This is a genomic window from Streptomyces sp. NPDC001380, assembly GCF_042895785.1.
Lineage (GTDB): Bacteria > Actinomycetota > Actinomycetes > Streptomycetales > Streptomycetaceae > Peterkaempfera.
This window is the reverse complement of the sequence record NZ_JBIAWP010000020.1, coordinates 99491-116771: the sequence shown is the minus strand read 5'-3', so window position 1 is coordinate 116771 and position 17281 is coordinate 99491. Positions and strand designations below refer to the sequence as shown.

Genomic DNA, 17281 nt, shown 5'->3' with positions numbered 1-17281 from the left:
GCTCCGGCGGTGGCTCCGGCAGGGGCTCCGGCGGGGGTCGCCGCGGCGACCGCGGCGGCTGCGGGGTCGGCCACCGGTCAGCCCGCCGTCTTCGCGACCGGCGGGGCGACCTCGTCCGGGCCGAGCACCTTGGCCACCGACGGCCTGGCGGCGGCGCCGCTGCCGGTCAGCTTCACCTGGAACATCGGCTGGAGCAGGGCGTGGTCCTCGGCGCGGACGGTGAGCCGGCCCTTGACGCCGTCGAAGGACCAGCCCTCCAGGGCCTTCACCAGGGCGTCGGTGTCGGCGGTGCTGCCCTTGGCGGCCTCGACGGCGTGGACGGCCATCTGGGCGGCGGTGAAGCCGTCGGGGGTGAAGAGGTCGGCCTTGGCGCCGGCCTTCTGCAGGGCGGCGTCCATGGCCTTCTCCACGGGGGTGCCGGCGGCGTCCGCGAAGTAGTGGTTGAGGAAGGAGATCTTCTCGCCGGCGGCGCCGAACAGCGGGTAGGAGGCGGCGAGGTCGAGGCCGGTGACGACCTTGGTGGAACCGAAGACGCCCTGCTGGTCGAGCGACTGCCACAGGGCGGGGGCGGTGTCGCCGGCCCACGCCACGAAGAGCAGGTCGGGCCTGGCGGCCCTGGCCTGCTTGGCGAAGGGGGTGAGGTCGGTGGCGCTCGGGGGCGCGAGCACCGAGCCCACGGAGGCGCCCCCGCCGCCGAGGACGGCCTTGACGGCGGCCACGTTGGCCTGTCCGAAGGCACTGTCCTGGGCGAGGACGGTGACCTTGCGGCCCTTGGCGTCGCCGACGAAGGAGGCGGCGGTGCGGATGTCCTGGTAGCTCTGCCGGCCGGAGCGGAAGGTGTACTTGTTGATGCCGGTGACCTGGTCGGCGGCGGCGGGCCCGCTGATGAACAGGACCTTGTTCTGGGCGGCGATGGGGGCCAGCTGCAGGGCGACGCCGGAGGCGGTGGACCCGGCGAGGATCCTGCAGCCCTTGCCGATGAGGTCCTTCGCCTCGGAGACGGCCTTGGCGGGGTCGCCCGCGTCGTCCTGCTCGGCGACCTCGACCGGGTGGCCGTCGACCTTCCCGGTGCCGTGGGTGGCGTGGTCGAGGCCGGCCCTGAAGCCCTCCAGGTACTGCTTTCCGTAGGCGGCGAGCGGACCGGTGCGGGAGTAGACGAGGCCGATCCTGACGGGGGCCTTCGCCGCGTCGCCGCCGTCCGTGGTGGATCCGGCGGTGCCGGCCTCGGCGCAGCCCGCCGCGAGGAGGGTGGTCGCGGCGAGGGCCGCCAGGGTCAGGGTGCGGGCGGGTCTGCGGGGGCGGCGGGACTGAGGCATGGTGACCGGCTCCTGTGGCGGCTGCGGTGGCGTGGTGGCTGCCGGAACCGTAGGAGGAGCCCGCCGCCGCGGACATGTGGCCGGATACCGCTTCACCGCCCGGAGTTGTGTGGACGGCCGCCATGGAAGGCGGGCACGGGCCGCCGGAAGGGTGGTCATGGCCGGAAGACCGGGAACCGGACGGCACACCGGACCGGCAGGCCGGACGGACCCGCCCGGCGGAACGGGCCGGCGGAACGGGCCGGCCGATCGGACCGGCCGATCGGACCCGGGGGAGCGAGAGGAACGCGATGGACAAGGTCCTGCACTCGGCCGCGGACGCGGTGGCGGACATCCCCGACGGAGCACTGCTGGCCGTCGGCGGCTTCGGGCTGTGCGGCATCCCGTCGACGCTGATCGGCGCGCTGGCCGCGGCGGGCACCGGAGGCCTGCGGGTGGTCTCCAACAACTGCGGCGTGGACGACTGGGGGCTGGGCCTGCTGCTGCGGGCCGGCCGGATCGTACGGATGACCTCGTCGTACGTCGGCGAGAACAAGGAGTTCGCCCGCCAGTACCTCTCCGGGGAGCTGGAGGTGGAGCTCACCCCGCAGGGCACCCTCGCCGAGCGGCTCCGGGCCGGCGGCGCCGGCATCCCCGCCTTCTTCACCCCCGCCGGTGTGGGCACCCAGGTCGAGGAGGGGGGCCTGCCGTGGCGGTACGCGCCCGACGGCAGCGTGGCGGTGGCCTCGCCGCCGAAGGAGGTGCGGGAGTTCGGCGGCCGCCGCTACCTGCTGGAGGAGGCGATCACCGCCGACTTCGCCCTGGTCCGGGCCGAGGTCGCCGACCGGCACGGCAACTGCTCCTTCCACGCCGCGGCCCGCAACTTCAACCCGCTGTGCGCCACCGCGGGCCGGGTCACCCTGGTGGAGGCGGACCGCATCGTGGAGCCGGGCGAACTGCCGCCGGACGCCGTGCACCTGCCGGGGGTGTACGTGGACCGGGTGGTCCCGGCCGACCCGTCCGACAAGCGCATCGAGCGCCGCACCGTGCGCCCCGCCGCCCTCCAGGAGGTCTGACCGTGCCCGCGAACGCCGCCGCACCCGCCGCACACGCCGCCCCTGCCGCCCCTGCCGCCGCGGACGCGTCCGCCGCCGGGTCCGCCGCGCCGCTCGACCGCGACGCGCTGGCGGCCCGCGCCGCCCGGGAGCTGCGCGACGGACAGTACGTGAACCTCGGCATCGGCCTGCCGACCCTGATCCCCAACCACCTGCCGGCGGGCGTGCGGGTGGTGCTGCACTCGGAGAACGGCATCCTGGGCGTCGGCCCGTACCCGCAGGAGGGCGAGGAGCACCCGGACCTGGTGAACGCGGGCAAGGAGACCGTGACCACCGCGCCCGGCGCCGCCTACTTCGACTCGGCGTTCTCCTTCGGCATGATCCGGTCCGGCCGGATCGACGTCTCGGTGCTGGGCGCGATGCAGGTCTCCGCCCGCGGCGACCTCGCGAACTGGATGATCCCGGGCAGGAGCGTGAAGGGGATGGGCGGCGCGATGGACCTCGTCCACGGCGCCCGACGGCTGATCGTGGTGATGGAGCACACCGCCCGCGACGGCTCCCCCAAGATCGTGGAGGAGCTGGACCTGCCGGCCACCGGCCGGGGCGTGGTCGACCGCATCGTCACGGACCTGGCCGTCATCGACGTCACCCCGGAGGGCCTGCAGCTGGTCGATACCGCACCGGGGGTGACGGAGAATCAGGTGCGGGCGGCCACCGGCGCGCGGCTCCTGGAGCGCGCTCCCTGCTGACGCCCTCCGCCCGCCGACCGCAACCGGACGTCCCCACGGGGGCGTCCGGTCGTGTGTTCTCCGGGTTCCCGACGGGGGCCCGGAACAGGGAGGCGCCAGGGCTCCCCAGGGGTGCGCCGGGGGCACGCCGGGGCGCGCTCCGGGTCGTCCGCGGCTCTCCGGGGGCGGAAGGTTTCGCGGATATCACGGGCACGGGCGCGCACGCCCCGCCCTTCGTTAAATCTTCACCACGGCAGGGCCGTCCTCGCCCCAACCGGTTGCGATCAAGCCTCGGCCGCCGCAACAGTGGGCGGCGAAGAGAGACGGCATCGCGGAGAACGACGCAGTTCGACCGAAAGGCTCTGGGGGGGGAAGCGGAGTCGTCCGTCCCGGCACCGTGCGCCGGGCGGGGGGATGGCCCCGGGCCGCCGAGGCGGCCCCGGGGGGGTCACGGGCCCGTGGGGGCATCGGTCCGTGGCCGCGTCCGGGCATGCCCGCATGCCCGCGAGTCCTGCTGTTCCGGCAACCCCTGGGCACCGTGACGACGGGCGCCGTGCGCCCGTGGGGGGAGAAGCCGACATGACGCAGGTCTCCGCCGGACCGCACCGCGCCGCGCGCGGCGCGCCGTCCGACGGCCCGCCGGACCGCACCGCCGCACCCGCACCGCCGCGCCGGTCCGGGGGCCCCGGGACCGTGCCGGCCCAGCGGACCGGCCCGGAGTCCGCCTTACCACCGGACGCACCGCCCGGCGCACCGCACACCGCACCGCACACCGATCCGCCGGACGCAGCGCGCACCGCACCGCACACCGATCCGCCGGACGCACCGCCCGACGCACCGCCGGACGCACCCCCCGGCCCGCCGCGCACCGCACCGCCGGAGCCGGACGCCGGCGCACCGCCCGGGTACGACTACGCCCGCCACAGCAGGCTGGCCGGCCCCCTGACCCGGCCGGGCCCGCGCCGCCCGTACCGGGTCGAGTACCGCAGCCTGCTCCGCCGCGAGCGGCACCGCGTCCGGGCCGCCCTGCTCCTGGTCGGCGCACCCGTGCTGGAGGCGGTGCTGCTGGTCTGGCTGCTGCTGCCCAGCCACTGGCCGCACCGCCCCGGCGAGACGCACACCTGGCTGCTCGTCTGCGACAAGGCCATGATCACCATCGTCGCGGTGATCGAGGTCTTCCGCGTCGTCAACGTGGTCTCCAACACCCACGCCACCCTGGTGGCCAGCGACCCCGTCCCGGTCGTGCCCGAGACGGGCACCCGGGTCGCCTTCCTCACCACCTGCGTGCCCGGCAAGGAGCCCCTGGAGATGGTCCGGGCGACCCTCTCCGCGGCGCTGCGGATCCGCCACGACGGCCCGTACGACGTGTGGCTGCTGGACGAGGGCGACGACCCCCGGATGCGGGAGCTCTGCGCCGGGCTCGGCGTCCGGCACTTCTCCCGCAAGGGCGTGGAGCGGTGGAACACCGACCGCGGCGGCTTCCGCGCGCGGACCAAGCACGGCAACTACAACAGCTGGCTGGAGGCCCACGGCGACGGCTACGACTTCCTCGTCTCCGTGGACACCGACCACGTGCCGGTGCCCGGCTTCTGCGAACGGATGCTCGGCTACTTCCGCGACCCCGACGTCGCGTTCGTGGTCGGCCCCCAGGTCTACGGCAACTACGACTCCGCCGTCACCAAGGCCTCGGAGAGCCAGCAGTTCCTCTTCCACGCGCTGGTCCAGCGGGCCGGCAACCGCTACGGGGCGCCGATGTTCGTCGGCACCAACAACGCGGTGCGGATCAGGGCCCTGCAGCAGATCGGCGGCCTGTACGACTCCATCACCGAGGACATGGCGACCGGCCTGGAGCTCCACCGCCGGCGGAACCCCGCGACGGGGGCCCGCTGGAAGTCGGTCTACACGCCCGACGTGCTCGCCGTCGGCGAGGGCCCCTCCTCCTGGACGGACTTCTTCAGCCAGCAGCTGCGCTGGAGCCGCGGCACCTACGAGACCCTGCTGACGCAGTTCTGGCGAGCGGCCTGGCGGCTCCCGCCCGGGAGGCTGCTCAACTACACCCTGATGGTCTGCTTCTACCCGACGGCCGGCCTCACCTGGCTGCTGGGCGGCGTCTCCAGCGTGCTCTACCTGGGGTTCGGCGCCTCGGGCGTCCACGTCTCCCCGCAGATCTGGATGATGCTCTACAGCGACGCCGCCGCCCTGCAGGTGCTGCTGTACACCTGGAACCGGCGGCACAACGTGAGCCCGCACGAGCCGGAGGGGTCGTCGGGGATCGCGGGCATGATGATGTCCGCGCTCTGCGGCCCGGTCTACGCCGCCGCCCTGCTCCAGGCCCTGCTGCGGCGCCGGAGCAGCTTCGTCGTGACGCCCAAGGGCGACTCGGCGAGCCCGGACCGGCTGCGGACCTTCCGCATCCACCTCTTCTGGGTGCTGGTCTTCGGCGGCTCGCTGGCCGCCTCCTTCGTGACCGGCCACACCCACGCGGCGATGCGGACCTGGGCGTGCATCGCGCTCTTCTTCAGCCTGCTGCCCCTGCTGATCTGGGGCTTCGAGCGGACCCGCCCGCGGTTCCGCCGCACGGGGGGTGACCGGACATGAGGTTCCGCACGTGGCCGCGGACGACCGGCAGGACCCGCCGGCTCGCCATGGGCAGCACGGTCCTCCTGGCCGTGGCGGGGATGAACGCGCCCGCGGTCCTCGGCTTCGCCGGCGACCGGTACCACCGGTACGAGATCTCCAGGCCCGCCTACAAGGCGCGGTACGGCTTCTGGCAGACCGTCCGCATCCCGGAGCACTTCCGGGTCAACGCCATCCACGCGACGCTGCTGCGCACGGGCAAGGTGCTGATCGTCGCCGGCTCGGGGAACAGCCGGCAGAACTTCGACGCGGGCACCTTCCGGTCGCTGCTCTGGGACCCGGTGCGGAACACCTACAAGCTGGTGCCCACCCCCGCGGACATGTTCTGCGGCGGCCACACCTCGCTGCCCGACGGGCGCGTCCTGCTCGCGGGCGGCACCCTGCGCTACGAGGCGCTGAAGGGCGCGGTGACGAGGGCCGCGGGCACCATGCGGATCCGCAACGAGGACCCCGACCACGGGCACGTCCTGCCCAGGGGCACCGTCTTCACCGCCCCCGACGGCCGCGCGTACCGCTCCACCGCCAGGGCCGTCGTGCCCCCGGCCGTGAAGACCACCGCCCGGGCCGCCGACCGGTCCGGCCGGCGCCGCCCGCAGGTCAGGGTCACCGCCAGCGAGCAGCACGTCTTCGTCGAGGCCGTGGCCGAGGGCGGCCGGTACGTCACCGCCGCCCCGGCCCAGTACGCCATCAGGGGCCTGACCGGCGCCGACGCCCGCAACCTCTACGGCATGGGCGACCGGATGACGCTGGACAAGCAGGACTTCCAGGGCATCCGCTCCGCCTACGAGTTCGACCCCGTCACCGAGCAGTACGAGCCGGTGCCGGACATGCGGTCCGCCCGCTGGTACCCCACGCTGACCGGCCTGCCCGACGGCCGGGTCGTCACCGTCTCCGGCCTGGACGACACCGGGCGGATCCTCACGGGCGACGACAACGAGGTCTACGACCCGCGGACGAGGACGTGGGCCAAGGCCCCGGACCACTACTTCCCCACCTACCCGTCGCTCTTCCTCACCGCGAAGGGGCAGCTCTTCTACTCGGGCTCCAACTCCGGCTACGGCCCGGCCACCGAGGGCCGCGACCCGGGCATCTGGGACCTGCGGCGGAACACCTTCACCGCCGTGCCCGGGCTGCGCGACCCGGAGCTGACGGAGACCTCGTCCTCCGTGCTGCTGCCGCCGGCCCAGGAGCAGCGGGTGATGGTGCTCGGCGGCGGCGGGGTCGGGGAGTCGCCGCGGTCCACCGCCCGCACCGACATCGTCGACCTGTCCGCGCCGGACCCGCACTTCACGCCCGGGCCGGACCTGCCCGCCGGGGGGACCCGCTACCTCAACAGCGTGATCCTGCCGGACGACACCGTGTTCACCACCGGCGGCTCCGCCGACTACCGCGGCAAACACCGCAGCGACATCCTCAGGGCGCAGGTCTACCACCCCGGCAGCAACGCCTTCACGCCCGCCGCCGACCCGTCGGTGGGGCGCGACTACCACTCCGAGGCGCTGCTGCTGCCGGACGGGCGGGTCGTCACCCTGGGCTCCGACCCGCTCTTCGCGGACAAGGACGACACCGAACCGGCCACCTTCGAGCAGCGGGTGGAGGTCTTCACCCCGGCGTACCTGTTCCACGGCGACCGGCCCCGGCTGACCGGCGGCCCCGCCGTGCTGCGGCGCGGCTCGGCCGCCGCGTTCACCACGCCGGCGCCCGCGGACATCGCCACCGCCCGGCTGATGCGGCCCAGCTCGGTCACCCACGTCACCGACGTGGAGCAGCGCTCGGTCGCCCTGGGGGTCACCCGCTCCGGCGGCGCGGTGCGGCTCTCCGTGCCGGGGAACGCGGCGCTGGTGCCGCCCGGCTGGTACATGCTCTTCGTGACGGACCGGCGGGGCACGCCGTCGGTGGCCCGCTGGGTGAAGGTCGTCTGAGGGGGCGCGGGACGGGCCGCCGGGCCGGGCGCCGCCTCGGCCCGGCGGCCCGTCCACGGGGGGCGGCCCGTCCGTGGGGGGCGGCCCGTCCGTGGGGGGCGGCCCGTCCACGGGTGGCGGCCGGGGATCGGCCGGGTGGATCCGCGCGGGAGGTCCCGGACAGGTCGGGCCGGGCAGGTCGGGGTCAGGCAGGTCGGGCCGGGCAGGTCGGGCCGGGCAGGTCACCGCCGGGCGTTGCGCACCAGGTCCAGGGCGTACTCGGTCCAGAACCGGCCCGGTGCGGGCGCGCCGGGCCGGCACTGGCCGTCGGACTCGCCCGGGTTCTTGATCCACAGGTACGCGTCGATGCCCTCGAGGCCCGTGCGGGTGGTCGGCGCGTCGCCGAGGGCCCGCCCGGGCGGGTTGCACCACTCGGTGCCGCCCAGCGGGCCGTTGCCGTTGCGGCTGGTGTCGATGACGAAGCGGGCGCCGCCGAGGCCCCGGGAGACCCGGCGGCCGTAGGCGGCGCTGTCGGCGGTGGTGTAGAAGTTGGCGACGTTGACGGCGAAGCCGTCGGCGTCGCGGACGCCGGACCGGCGCAGCGCGTCCGCCATCCGGTCGGGCTCCTTCACCCAGCCGGCGTTGCCCGCGTCCAGGTAGACCCGCACCCGGGGGCGGCGCCCGAGCTCCCGCACGGCGTCCGCCAGCAGCCCGTAGCGCTCGTCGGCGAGGGCGCCCCGCACGCAGCCGTCCAGGGTGTGCGCCACCGCGTCGGGCTCCAGCACCACCCAGGCGGGACGGTCGCCGATGCCCGCGGCGACGTCGGCGATCCAGGCGCGGTAGGCGGCGGCGTCGGCGGCGCCGCCCGCCGAGTACTGCCCGCAGTCGCGGTGCGGGATGTCGTAGGCGACCAGCAGTGCGGTGCGGCCGGCCGCGGCCGCGAGCCGGGTCAGCCGCTCGGCCTTCTCCGCCGCGTCCGGGCCGCCCAGCCAGAGGGCGGCGGGCCGGTCGGCGATCCGGTCCAGCTCCCGGGCCTCGTCCGTCCGGCCCTCCCGGCGCAGGGCATCGGCCTGCAGCGCGGCCGAGCCGCCCGCGGAGACGTAGAACTGCTGCCCGGCGGGCTGGGGCCTGTCCTGCGGGCCTCGCGGGGCGGCCGCCGAGGCCGGCGGCGGCAGCTCGCCGCGGGCGCCACCGGCGCGTGTGCAGCCCGAGGCCGCCGCCAGTACCAGTGCGGCCGCGGCCGCTCCCCTCCACACGCGGCGCACCCCGCCTCCCCTCCCCGACAGGCGCCTGTGCTCCCAGCTTCGCACAGGGGCCGGGCCGGGGCGGGGGTTTCCACGACGGGCCGTCAGGCACCGGCCGGGCCCGTGCCCGACAGGCGGCCCGACGGACCTGTCATGCCGTCAGTTCGCCAGGCCCGAAGGAGCTGAGGGGGCTGACGGGCCGACGGCCGTGCAGGCAGGCGGCCCGTCCGCACGGCCGGACGCGGACCGGGTCAGCTGCCGTCGAGGTCCGGGATGCGCCAGTCCAGGGGTTCGTACCCGAGGTCGGCGAGCGCCTTGTCGATCTGCGAGAACGGCCGGCTGCCGAGAAAGAGCCGCGCCGACAGCGGCGAGGGGTGCGCGCCCTGCACCACCGCGTGCCGCGAGGTGTCGATCAGCGGCAGCTTCTTCTTGGCGTGGTTGCCCCAGAGGACGAAGACGCAGGGCTCCTCGCGGTCGTTGACCGCCCGGATCACCGCGTCCGTGAACGTCTCCCAGCCCTTGCCCTTGTGCGAGTTGGCCTCGTGGGCGCGGACGGTCAGCACCGTGTTGAGCAGCAGCACGCCCTGCTCGGCCCAGTGCATCAGGTAGCCGTTGTCCGGGGTCTCCACGCCCAGGTCGGACTTGAGCTCCTTGAAGATGTTGCGCAGCGACGGCGGCACCTTCGTCCCCGGCCGCACCGAGAAGCACATGCCGTGCGCCTGGCCGTCGTCGTGGTACGGGTCCTGCCCGAGGAGCAGCACCCGCACCTTCTCGTACGGGGTGGCCGCCAGGGCGGAGAACACCTCGCCCTGCGGCGGGAAGACCTGGTGCGCGGCCCGCTCGGCGGCGACGAACTCCGCCAGCCGGTGGAAGTACGGCTGCTCGGTCTGGCCGGCCAGCACGGGGCGCCACGACTCCGGCAGCGCGAACTCCTCCCGCGACGCCTCCACGACCGAACCGGCATCCTGCTCCGACACGCTCACGACCTCCCACGGCCACGTTCCCCACGACGGTCCGGGGGCCGTCGCGGCCCGCGCGGACCGCCCCCGTCACACAGCACCGTATACGCCCCCACCGACAGGCCGACCCGCCGCAGGTGGAGCCTGGTGGCGCGAAGACGGGTGCGGGGCGCCCGGGCGGGTACGGTCGACCCAGACGCTCCCGGGATCCCGGGCGCACCCGGACCCGGACGCCGCCGGGGCCCGGGTGCCCCCGCCTCCCGCCGCCCGGGTGCCCGGACGGCGGGACCGCCGGGCGTCCGGACGCCCCGGTGCCCGGGCGCCCGCAAGTCCCGGCACCCCGAAGCCCCCGAGACCGGAGGAGGCCGCCGCCGTGAACGGCACCGACCACCATTCCGCCCCGCTCCCCCGCACCCTCCTCTCCCGCCTGCCGCACCCCGTGGTGCAGGCCCCCATGGCGGGGGGCGGCTCCACCCCGGCGCTGGCCGCGGCCGTCTCCGGAGCCGGCGGGCTGGGCTTCCTCGCGGCCGGCTACCAGTCCCCGCAGACCCTGCGGGAGGAGATCGCGCTGACCCGGACGCTCACCGGCGCCCCCTTCGGCGTCAACGTCTTCACCCCGACGCGCCCCGACCCGCACGCCGCGCAGGAGGCCGCCCGCTACCGCGAGGAGCTGGCGGGCGAGGCGGACCGCTACGGCGCCGCGCTGCCGGACGTCCCCGCCTGGGACGACGACGGCTACGAGGAGAAGCTGGACGTCCTGGCCGAGACGGCGGTGCCGCTCGTCTCCTTCACCTTCGGCTGCCCCGACCCCGACGTGGTGGCCCGCCTGCAGTCCGCGGGCACCGAGATCGCGGTCACCGTCACCTCCCTCGAGGAGGCCGTGGCCGCCCTGCGGGCCGGCGCGGACATCCTCGTGGTGCAGGGCCCGGAGGCCGGCGGGCACCGGGGCTCCTTCGAGCCGCTGGGCATCGCCGACACCGGCCCCGGCCTGCTGGAGCTGCTGCCCGCGGTCCGCAAGGCGGTGGAGGAGGACGGCGCCCGGATGCCGCTGCTGGCGGCGGGCGGCGTGATGGACGGCGCCGGCATGGCGGCGGTCATGGCCGCGGGGGCGTCCGCGGCCCAGCTGGGCACGGCGTTCCTGGCGACGCCGGAGAGCGGCGCCCACCCGCTGCACAAGGCCGCGCTGACCGACCCCCGCTGGACGGAGCACGGCGCCTTCGGCTCGTCCACCACCGTCACCACGGCCTTCTCCGGCCGGGCCGCCCGCGCCCTGGTCAACCGGTTCGTGGCCGAGCACCGGGCGGCCGCCCCCACCGCCTGCTACCCCCTGGTGCACCACCTGACGGCGCCGCTGCGCCGGGCCGCGGCAGAGCAGGGGGACCCCGACGGCATGGCCCTGTGGGCGGGCACCGGGCACCGCGGGGCCCGGTCCCTGCCCGCGGCCCGGCTGGTGGAGCTGCTGGTCACCGAACTGGCCACCGTCAACGACACCCCGCCCGAGCACCGCGCCGCGCACTGAGGGGCCGGCGCGGCGCGGCTGAGAGCGGGGCGCCGGGGCCGCGCGGACCGTCGTGCCGCAGCACCGGTTCGGCCGTCTGCGCGTCCGCCGGGGGTCCGCGACGGCATCAGCGAGGCGTCCCCCGGGCCCGCCTGCCCGATCGTCCGCCGGCGCCGCCCGCGAACCGTGCGGGGTGAGGAGCTCTACGTACCGGCCGGGTACCGGGCGGGCAGGGTGGCGACGACGTCCAGACCGCCCTCCGGGCGGGGCCGGGCGTCGGCGTCCCCGTCGTGCGACCGGGCGACCGCCCGGACGATGGACAGGCCGAGTCCGCTGCCCCGGGCGGAGCCCACCCGGTCGACGAGCCGGCGGAACGGCTCGAAGAGCACCGGGATCTCGTGAGCGGCGATGACGGAGCCCGTGTTGGAGACCGTGATCCGTGAACCGGCGGCGCTGGTCCCGGTCCGCACTCCCACCCAGCCGTCGGGCCTGTTGTACTTGACGGCGTTCTCCACCAGGTTGCGTACCAGCTGCTCCAGCAGCACCGGGTCCCCGGCGACCGGCGCCGCACACAGTTCGGCACCGACGCGGAGCCCTTGCGCCTGCGCCAGGTGCCCGGTGTTCCGCAGGACCGTACGCGCGACGTCCGCCAGGTCGACCGGCATCCGGTCGCCGGTCGCGCTCTCGGCGCGGGCCAGCGTCAGCAGGGCGTCGATGAGCCGCTCATGGCGATGGTTGACCTCGAGCAGGTTCTCCCCCAGCCGCACCAACGCCGGCGGTGCGTCACGGCGCCCCATCGCGACCTCGACCAGAGTCCTCCCCACCGCGAGCGGCGTCTTGAGTTCGTGGGCCGCGTTGGCGATGAAGCGGTCCTGGCTGGCGAAGGCCTGGTCCAGCCGGTCGAGCATGCTGTCGAAGGAGTCGGCGAGCCGCTTCACCTCACCGGGGGGCTCGTCGAGGTCGATCCGGCGGTGGAGGGTGCGGCCGGCGATGCGTTCGGCGGTGGCGGTGATGCGTCCGAGCGGACGCAGCAGCCTTCCGGCGACGAGCCAGCCGAGGGTGGCGGAGACGACGCCGACCGCGAGGACGGTGAGACCGCCCTTGACGGCGAGGTTGTGATCCATCGACGCGAGGATGACCTGGCGGCTCGCACCGTCGATCGTGAACGCCATCCGACGCCTCGGGAGCTCCCCCCGACCGTCCTGCGAGCAGGTCAAGACGTCCGAGGGGATCGCCTGCTCGAGCGAGTACTCCATGCTGTGGTGCACCAGGACCACCGCGCCCGCCAGCACCGCGGTCCCCGCCACGAAGAACATCAGGCCGAAGAAGACCGTGAGCTGAAGGCGCAGGTTGCCGCCCAGGAAGCGACGCATCACGGGATCCGGTATCCGGTGCCGGTGAGGGTCTCGATCAGGGCGGGCTCGCCGAGTTTGCGCCGCAGCGAGCGGATCGTCACCCGCACCACGGTGGTGAACGGGTCGATGTTCTCGTCCCACGCCCGCTCCAGCAGCATCTCCGCCGACACCGGCGCCCCCTGCGCGCGCAGGAGTTCCTCCAGCACGGCGAACTCCTTCCGGGACAGCGGCAGGTATCTGCCGTCCAGGTACGCCTGCCGCAGCGTCGGGTCGAGCCTGATGCCCGAGCGCTCCAGGACAGGTGGTGCCGCCGGTCGTGAGCGACGCCCCAGGGCCCGTACCCGGGCGACGAGCTCGGCGAAGGCGAACGGCTTGGTGAGGTAGTCGTCGGCGCCGAGACCGAGTCCCGCGACCCGGTCGGCCACGGTGACCGAGACCGTGAGCATGAGCACCCGGACGTCCCCGCCGGAGGCGGCCACCTGCCGGCAGACCTCGTCGCCGTGCACGCCCGGCAGGTCGCGGTCCAGCACCACGACGTCGTAGGCGTTCACCGCGAGCCGCTCCAGGGCCGCCGCGCCGTCATGGACGACGTCGACGGCGAACGCCTCCTGGCGCAGTCCCTCGGCGATGGCGCCGGCCAGCATCTCTTCGTCCTCGACGACCAGTACACGCATGCGATTCCGTTCTGTGTTCGAAAGCCCGGCCCTCAAGTATGCGAGCCCGACGTGAACCGGGTGTGAGCGTGATCGCTCACCGCGGGTTCACCCGCGCACGGCTTCACTGCTGCCGACCGCCCCGGTGGTACGAGCCCGACAGCGCTCGGCCGGGGCCTTCGAGAGGTGGTGCGGCTGTGATGCCACGGGTGAGACGGCACGGGGCCCTGGTGGGTCTGGGACTGACGGCGACGCTGCTGCTGTCGGCGTGCGGCGCGGACAAGCAGGTGGGCGTCGCCTCGGCCGACGGGGCGGCGAAAGGCGGCGTGAAGGCATCGGCCACCGCCGAGGTGAAGAACATCGACGAGTGGATCGCCTACGCCAGGTGCCTGCGCAAGCAGGGCGTGGACGTCCGCGATCCCGGCCCGGACGCCGGCGTCGACTCGCCCCTCCTGGTGGATTCCAAGGGCAAGTCCCTCCCGGAGTCCGGCGGGCCGGCGTATGCCGCCTGCCAGGACAAGGAGCCGCACGAGGAGTGGACCCCCGAGCCCCCGACCGCCAAGGAACTGAAGCAGGCCACGGAACTGGCGGCCTGCATGCGCGCCGGGGGGTTCAAGGACTACGCGGACCCCGATCCCGAGACCGGGGTCATGGACCGCCAGGCCTACCTCAAGGTCAGCCGACAGCCCGGGTTCAAGGGCGCCATGCAGAGCTGCGCCCACAAGCTGGGCATGGTCGACGAGCACACGGGCGGATGAGCAGCCTCCGGGGCTCCGGACGGAGCCGAGACGACGAGGACCGTGCTCGGCGCGGCCGCGGGGCGCTGTGGGCGACGGCCGGAGTGGTGTCGGCCCTCGCCGCCGCCGGTGCGGCGCTCTTCGCCACCGGGACGTTCGGTCACGAGCAGCAGGCGCCCGCGGCCCGGGTCCACACGGCGACCGTGGTCCGCACCACGCTCGTCGACCAGGTGATGTTCCAGGGCAAGCTGGGCACCGGCACGGCGACGGCACTGCCCGTCCGCGCCCAGGGCACGGTCACCTGGCTGCCCGCCACCGGGTCGGTGCTGCGACGCGGTGACGCGGTGGTCCGGATCGACAACCTCCCGGTGACGCTGCTGTACGGCGGCCTGCCCGCCTACCGGGAGCTCAAGAAGGGCACCACGGGTGCGGACGTGCTGCAGTTCACCACGAACCTGCGGGCCCTCGGGTACGTGGGATTCGCGGTGGGGGACCACTACGACAGCGGAGTCGTCGCCGCCGTCGACCGGTGGCAGAAGGCCCTCGGACGCCCCGCCACCGGAAGGATCGCGCTCGGCGACGTGGTGTACGCGCCCGGGCCACGCACCGTGACCAAGCAGCTCTCCGGGCTCGGCACCCCCGCGGCGGAGCAGGTGGTGTCGGTCGCGGGCACCTCGCGCGTCGCCGTGCTGAACGTCCCGGAGGACGATGTCGCCCTGCTGCACAAGGGCACCGGGCTGACGCTGCGGCTGGCCGACGGCACCCGGACCGAGGCGACGGTCTCCACGATCGCCGCGGAGAGTTCCCCCTCCGCCGAAGGCGGCGACAGCAGGACCGTCACCGCGTCCGTCACCGGGCAGAGCCGCGCCCGCGGCGCCACCGGGCCGGTGGCCGCGGAGATGGTGAAGGAACGGCACGCCGGCGTGCTCGCCGTCCCGGTCGAAGCCCTGCTGGCCCTTTCGGGGGGCGGCCACGGAGTCGAGATCGTCGACGCCGCGGGAGCCGGTCATGTCGTCGCCGTCAGGCCCGGCCTGTATGCCGACGGCAAGGTCGAGATCAGCGGTGCCGGCCTGGCCGAGGGCGTGAAGGTGAAGGTGGCCGAGTGAACGCCGACCCGGCCCTGGTCGTGCTGGAGCACGTCTCCCGCGCCTACCCCGGCGGCGTCGCCGCGGTCCGCGACATCAGCCTCACGGTGGCGCTCGGCGAGGCGGTGGCCATTGTCGGCCCGTCCGGCTCCGGCAAGTCCACGCTGCTCAACCTCATCGGGACGCTGGACGTCCCCACCTCCGGCAGTGTGCGCGTCGACGGGCACGACATCGGGTCCCTGCCCGATCGCTCGCTCTCCGCGCTGCGCGCCCGCACCATCGGTTTCGTCTTCCAGCAGTTCCACCTGCCGGTCGGCGTGCCGATCAGGGATTCGGTCGCCGACGGGCTCCTGTACTCCGGCACGCCGCTGCGCGAGCGGCGCAGGCGGGCCTCGGCGGCCCTGGAGCGGGTCGGGCTGGGCCACCGGCTCACGCACCGCCCCCACGAGCTGTCGGGAGGTGAGCGCCAGCGCGCCGCCATCGCCCGGGCGGTCGTCGGCGAGCCGCCGCTGCTGCTCGCCGACGAGCCCACGGGCAGCCTCGACTCCGCCTCCGGCGCCGGGGTGATGGATCTGCTGGGTGAACTGCACGCCGCCGGTACGACGGTCGTGGTCATCACGCACGACAGGGACGTGGCCGCCCGGCTGCCCCGCCGCATCGAGATCCGGGACGGCCGCGTCGTCTCGGACGGGGCCGGCCGGCACGGCCTCCCCGGCCACCACGAGGTGTCCTCCGCGGCGGTCGTCACCGGGGAGGTGGGCGCTCGATGAGCCGTCGGCCCACTCCGGCGCGGATGTCCGGACGCGACCTGCTCAGGGTCGGCGGATCCGGGCTGCGCAGCCGGCCGCTGCGGGTCGTCCTGTCCGCCCTCGGCATCGCCGTCGGCATCGCCGCGATGGTGGCCGTGATCGGGATCTCCTCGTCCAGCCGCGCGGAGTTGGACCACCGCCTGGACGCCCTGGGGACGAACCTGCTCAGGGTGGCCCCGGGAACGACGATGGACGGCAAGGAGACCGTGCTGCCCCGCCGCGCGGCCACCATGATCAGGAACATCGGGCCGGTGGAGGAGGTCGCCGAGACCGGGCGGGTCAAGCACGCGCTGGTCTACCGCAACGAGAAGGTCCCCGCCGCGGAGTCGAACGGCATCGCGGTCTACGCCGCCTCACCGGGGCTGCTCCCCGCACTGCGGGCGACCCTCGCACACGGTCACTGGCCGAACGCGGCCCAGGCCGACTACCCCGCCGTGGTCCTCGGCGCGGACAGCGCCGCGCGGCTGGGCCTGTCGGATCCGCCCCAGGGCACGCAGGTCCTGATCGGCGGAGGCCGGTTCACCGTGGTCGGGGTTCTCGACACGGTCGAGCTGGCACCGGAGCTGGACAGCGCGGCGCTGGTCGGCTGGCCCGCGGCCCAGCACTGTCTGCGCTTCGACGGGCACGCGACCACCGTGTGGATCCGTGCCCGCGAGGACGCGGTGACCGCGGTCCGCGACGTCCTGGCGGCCACCGCCGACCCGGAGCACCCGGAGCACGTCAAGGTGGCCCGCCCGTCGGACGCCCTGACGGCCAGGCAGGCCGGAGAGGACGCGTTCACCGGCCTGCTGCTCGGGGTGGGCGCGGTGGCCCTGCTCGTCGGCGGCATCGGCGTCGCCAACACGATGGTGATCTCCGTCCTGGAACGGCGTCCGGAGATCGGCCTGAGGCGGGCGCTCGGCGCGACGCGCGGTGCCGTCCGCGGGCAGTTCCTCGTCGAGTCGCTGCTGCTGGCCGCACTGGGCGGGGCCGGCGGGGTCGTGCTCGGCACGGCCGTCACGGCGGGGTTCGCCGCCACCCGCGGCTGGCCGTTCGCACTTCCCCTCTGGGTGCCCTGCGGAGCCCTGGGCGCGACCTCGGCCATCGGCGCGCTGGCCGGCATCTACCCGGCGGTGCGGGCCGCGCGGATGGCGCCGACAGCCGCGCTGGCCGCCCACTGACCGCCCTCCTCACTCCGCCCTCCTCACTGCCGTCGCTCCCCACCGGAAGACACGCCCGAGATGACCACGCAGCAATCCACCACAGCCTCGTCCGGTCCCGGCCGCCCGCCCGGGGCACCCGGGAGAAGCAGCGGGCCCGGCCGCACACCCCCCGGTCAGGGCCGC

At 75.0% G+C, this 17281-nt stretch carries 14 protein-coding genes; 9 read left to right on the top strand and 5 right to left on the bottom strand.

Annotated features, from left to right (window positions below; genetic code table 11):
- Positions 1-77: 77 nt before the first annotated feature.
- Positions 78-1316, bottom strand: a complete 1239-nt coding sequence (locus ACFY07_RS22680; RefSeq protein WP_390871050.1) for a substrate-binding domain-containing protein — start codon at positions 1314-1316, stop codon at positions 78-80.
- A gap of 290 nt (positions 1317-1606) precedes the next feature.
- On the opposite strand from ACFY07_RS22680, the gene ACFY07_RS22675 reads away from it, so the two are divergent.
- From ACFY07_RS22675 to ACFY07_RS22660, 4 genes are all read left to right on the top strand, one after another.
- Positions 1607-2371, top strand: a complete 765-nt coding sequence (locus ACFY07_RS22675) for a CoA transferase subunit A (protein ID WP_390871048.1) — start codon at positions 1607-1609, stop codon at positions 2369-2371.
- 107 nt (positions 2372-2478) lie between these two features.
- Positions 2479-3099, top strand: coding sequence for a 3-oxoacid CoA-transferase subunit B (locus tag ACFY07_RS22670; protein WP_390871082.1), 621 nt, complete (start codon positions 2479-2481; stop codon positions 3097-3099).
- A gap of 558 nt (positions 3100-3657) precedes the next feature.
- Complete coding sequence (locus ACFY07_RS22665; RefSeq protein WP_390871046.1) at positions 3658-5676, top strand: glycosyltransferase family 2 protein; 2019 nt, start codon at positions 3658-3660, stop codon at positions 5674-5676.
- Entirely contained in the window at positions 5673-7637 is a 1965-nt protein-coding gene (locus tag ACFY07_RS22660; RefSeq protein WP_390871044.1) for a galactose oxidase-like domain-containing protein, read from the top strand. The genes ACFY07_RS22665 and ACFY07_RS22660 overlap by 4 nt, the downstream gene beginning before the upstream one ends.
- A gap of 221 nt (positions 7638-7858) precedes the next feature.
- On the opposite strand, the gene ACFY07_RS22655 is transcribed toward ACFY07_RS22660, so the two are convergent.
- Together ACFY07_RS22655 and ung are read right to left on the bottom strand one after the other, a co-directional pair.
- Positions 7859-8872, bottom strand: coding sequence for a glycoside hydrolase family 6 protein (locus tag ACFY07_RS22655; protein WP_390871042.1), 1014 nt, complete (start codon positions 8870-8872; stop codon positions 7859-7861).
- A gap of 239 nt (positions 8873-9111) precedes the next feature.
- Complete coding sequence (gene ung / locus ACFY07_RS22650; RefSeq protein WP_390871080.1) at positions 9112-9783, bottom strand: uracil-DNA glycosylase; 672 nt, start codon at positions 9781-9783, stop codon at positions 9112-9114.
- A 409-nt stretch (positions 9784-10192) separates the two neighbouring features.
- On the opposite strand from ung, the gene ACFY07_RS22645 reads away from it, so the two are divergent.
- A complete protein-coding gene (locus ACFY07_RS22645) occupies positions 10193-11338 on the top strand; it encodes an NAD(P)H-dependent flavin oxidoreductase (protein ID WP_390871040.1) in 1146 nt (381 codons plus the stop codon).
- A 182-nt stretch (positions 11339-11520) separates the two neighbouring features.
- Here ACFY07_RS22645 and ACFY07_RS22640 read toward each other — a convergent pair whose 3' ends face one another.
- Both ACFY07_RS22640 and ACFY07_RS22635 read right to left on the bottom strand, forming a co-directional pair.
- Positions 11521-12690: a sensor histidine kinase gene (locus ACFY07_RS22640; RefSeq protein ID WP_390871078.1), complete on the bottom strand. Its 1170-nt coding sequence runs from the start codon at positions 12688-12690 to the stop codon at positions 11521-11523.
- Positions 12690-13346 carry a response regulator transcription factor gene (locus ACFY07_RS22635; protein WP_390871038.1) on the bottom strand — a complete coding sequence of 219 codons (657 nt, stop codon included), beginning with the start codon at positions 13344-13346 and terminating at the stop codon, positions 12690-12692. Before ACFY07_RS22635 ends, ACFY07_RS22640 begins: the two co-directional genes overlap by 1 nt.
- Before the next feature lie 188 nt (positions 13347-13534).
- On the opposite strand from ACFY07_RS22635, the gene ACFY07_RS22630 reads away from it, so the two are divergent.
- The 4 genes from ACFY07_RS22630 to ACFY07_RS22615 are packed head-to-tail and all read left to right on the top strand — an operon-like array spanning position 13535 to position 17116.
- Complete coding sequence (locus ACFY07_RS22630; RefSeq protein ID WP_390871036.1) at positions 13535-14083, top strand: hypothetical protein; 549 nt, start codon at positions 13535-13537, stop codon at positions 14081-14083.
- Positions 14080-15168 carry a peptidoglycan-binding protein gene (locus tag ACFY07_RS22625; protein WP_390871034.1) on the top strand — a complete coding sequence of 363 codons (1089 nt, stop codon included), beginning with the start codon at positions 14080-14082 and terminating at the stop codon, positions 15166-15168. The genes ACFY07_RS22630 and ACFY07_RS22625 overlap by 4 nt, the downstream gene beginning before the upstream one ends.
- Positions 15165-15917, top strand: coding sequence for an ABC transporter ATP-binding protein (locus tag ACFY07_RS22620; RefSeq protein ID WP_390871033.1), 753 nt, complete (start codon positions 15165-15167; stop codon positions 15915-15917). The genes ACFY07_RS22625 and ACFY07_RS22620 overlap by 4 nt, the downstream gene beginning before the upstream one ends.
- Before the next feature lie 23 nt (positions 15918-15940).
- Positions 15941-17116, top strand: a complete 1176-nt coding sequence (locus ACFY07_RS22615) for an ABC transporter permease (RefSeq protein ID WP_390871031.1) — start codon at positions 15941-15943, stop codon at positions 17114-17116.
- The last annotated feature ends 165 nt before the right edge of the window (positions 17117-17281 follow it).

Excerpts from the sequence above, each read along its gene's own strand:
- ACFY07_RS22680 (WP_390871050.1), bottom strand. The coding sequence starts at position 1,316 with ATGCCTCAGTCCCGCCGCCCCCGCAGACCCGCCCGCACCCTGACCCTG.
- ACFY07_RS22660 (WP_390871044.1), top strand. The coding sequence starts at position 5,673 with ATGAGGTTCCGCACGTGGCCGCGGACGACCGGCAGGACCCGCCGGCTC.
- ACFY07_RS22665 (WP_390871046.1), top strand. The coding sequence starts at position 3,658 with ATGACGCAGGTCTCCGCCGGACCGCACCGCGCCGCGCGCGGCGCGCCG.
- ACFY07_RS22640 (WP_390871078.1), bottom strand. The coding sequence starts at position 12,690 with ATGCGTCGCTTCCTGGGCGGCAACCTGCGCCTTCAGCTCACGGTCTTC.
- ACFY07_RS22625 (WP_390871034.1), top strand. The coding sequence starts at position 14,080 with ATGAGCAGCCTCCGGGGCTCCGGACGGAGCCGAGACGACGAGGACCGT.
- ACFY07_RS22615 (WP_390871031.1), top strand. The coding sequence starts at position 15,941 with ATGTCCGGACGCGACCTGCTCAGGGTCGGCGGATCCGGGCTGCGCAGC.
- ACFY07_RS22675 (WP_390871048.1), top strand. The coding sequence starts at position 1,607 with ATGGACAAGGTCCTGCACTCGGCCGCGGACGCGGTGGCGGACATCCCC.
- ACFY07_RS22635 (WP_390871038.1), bottom strand. The coding sequence starts at position 13,346 with ATGCGTGTACTGGTCGTCGAGGACGAAGAGATGCTGGCCGGCGCCATC.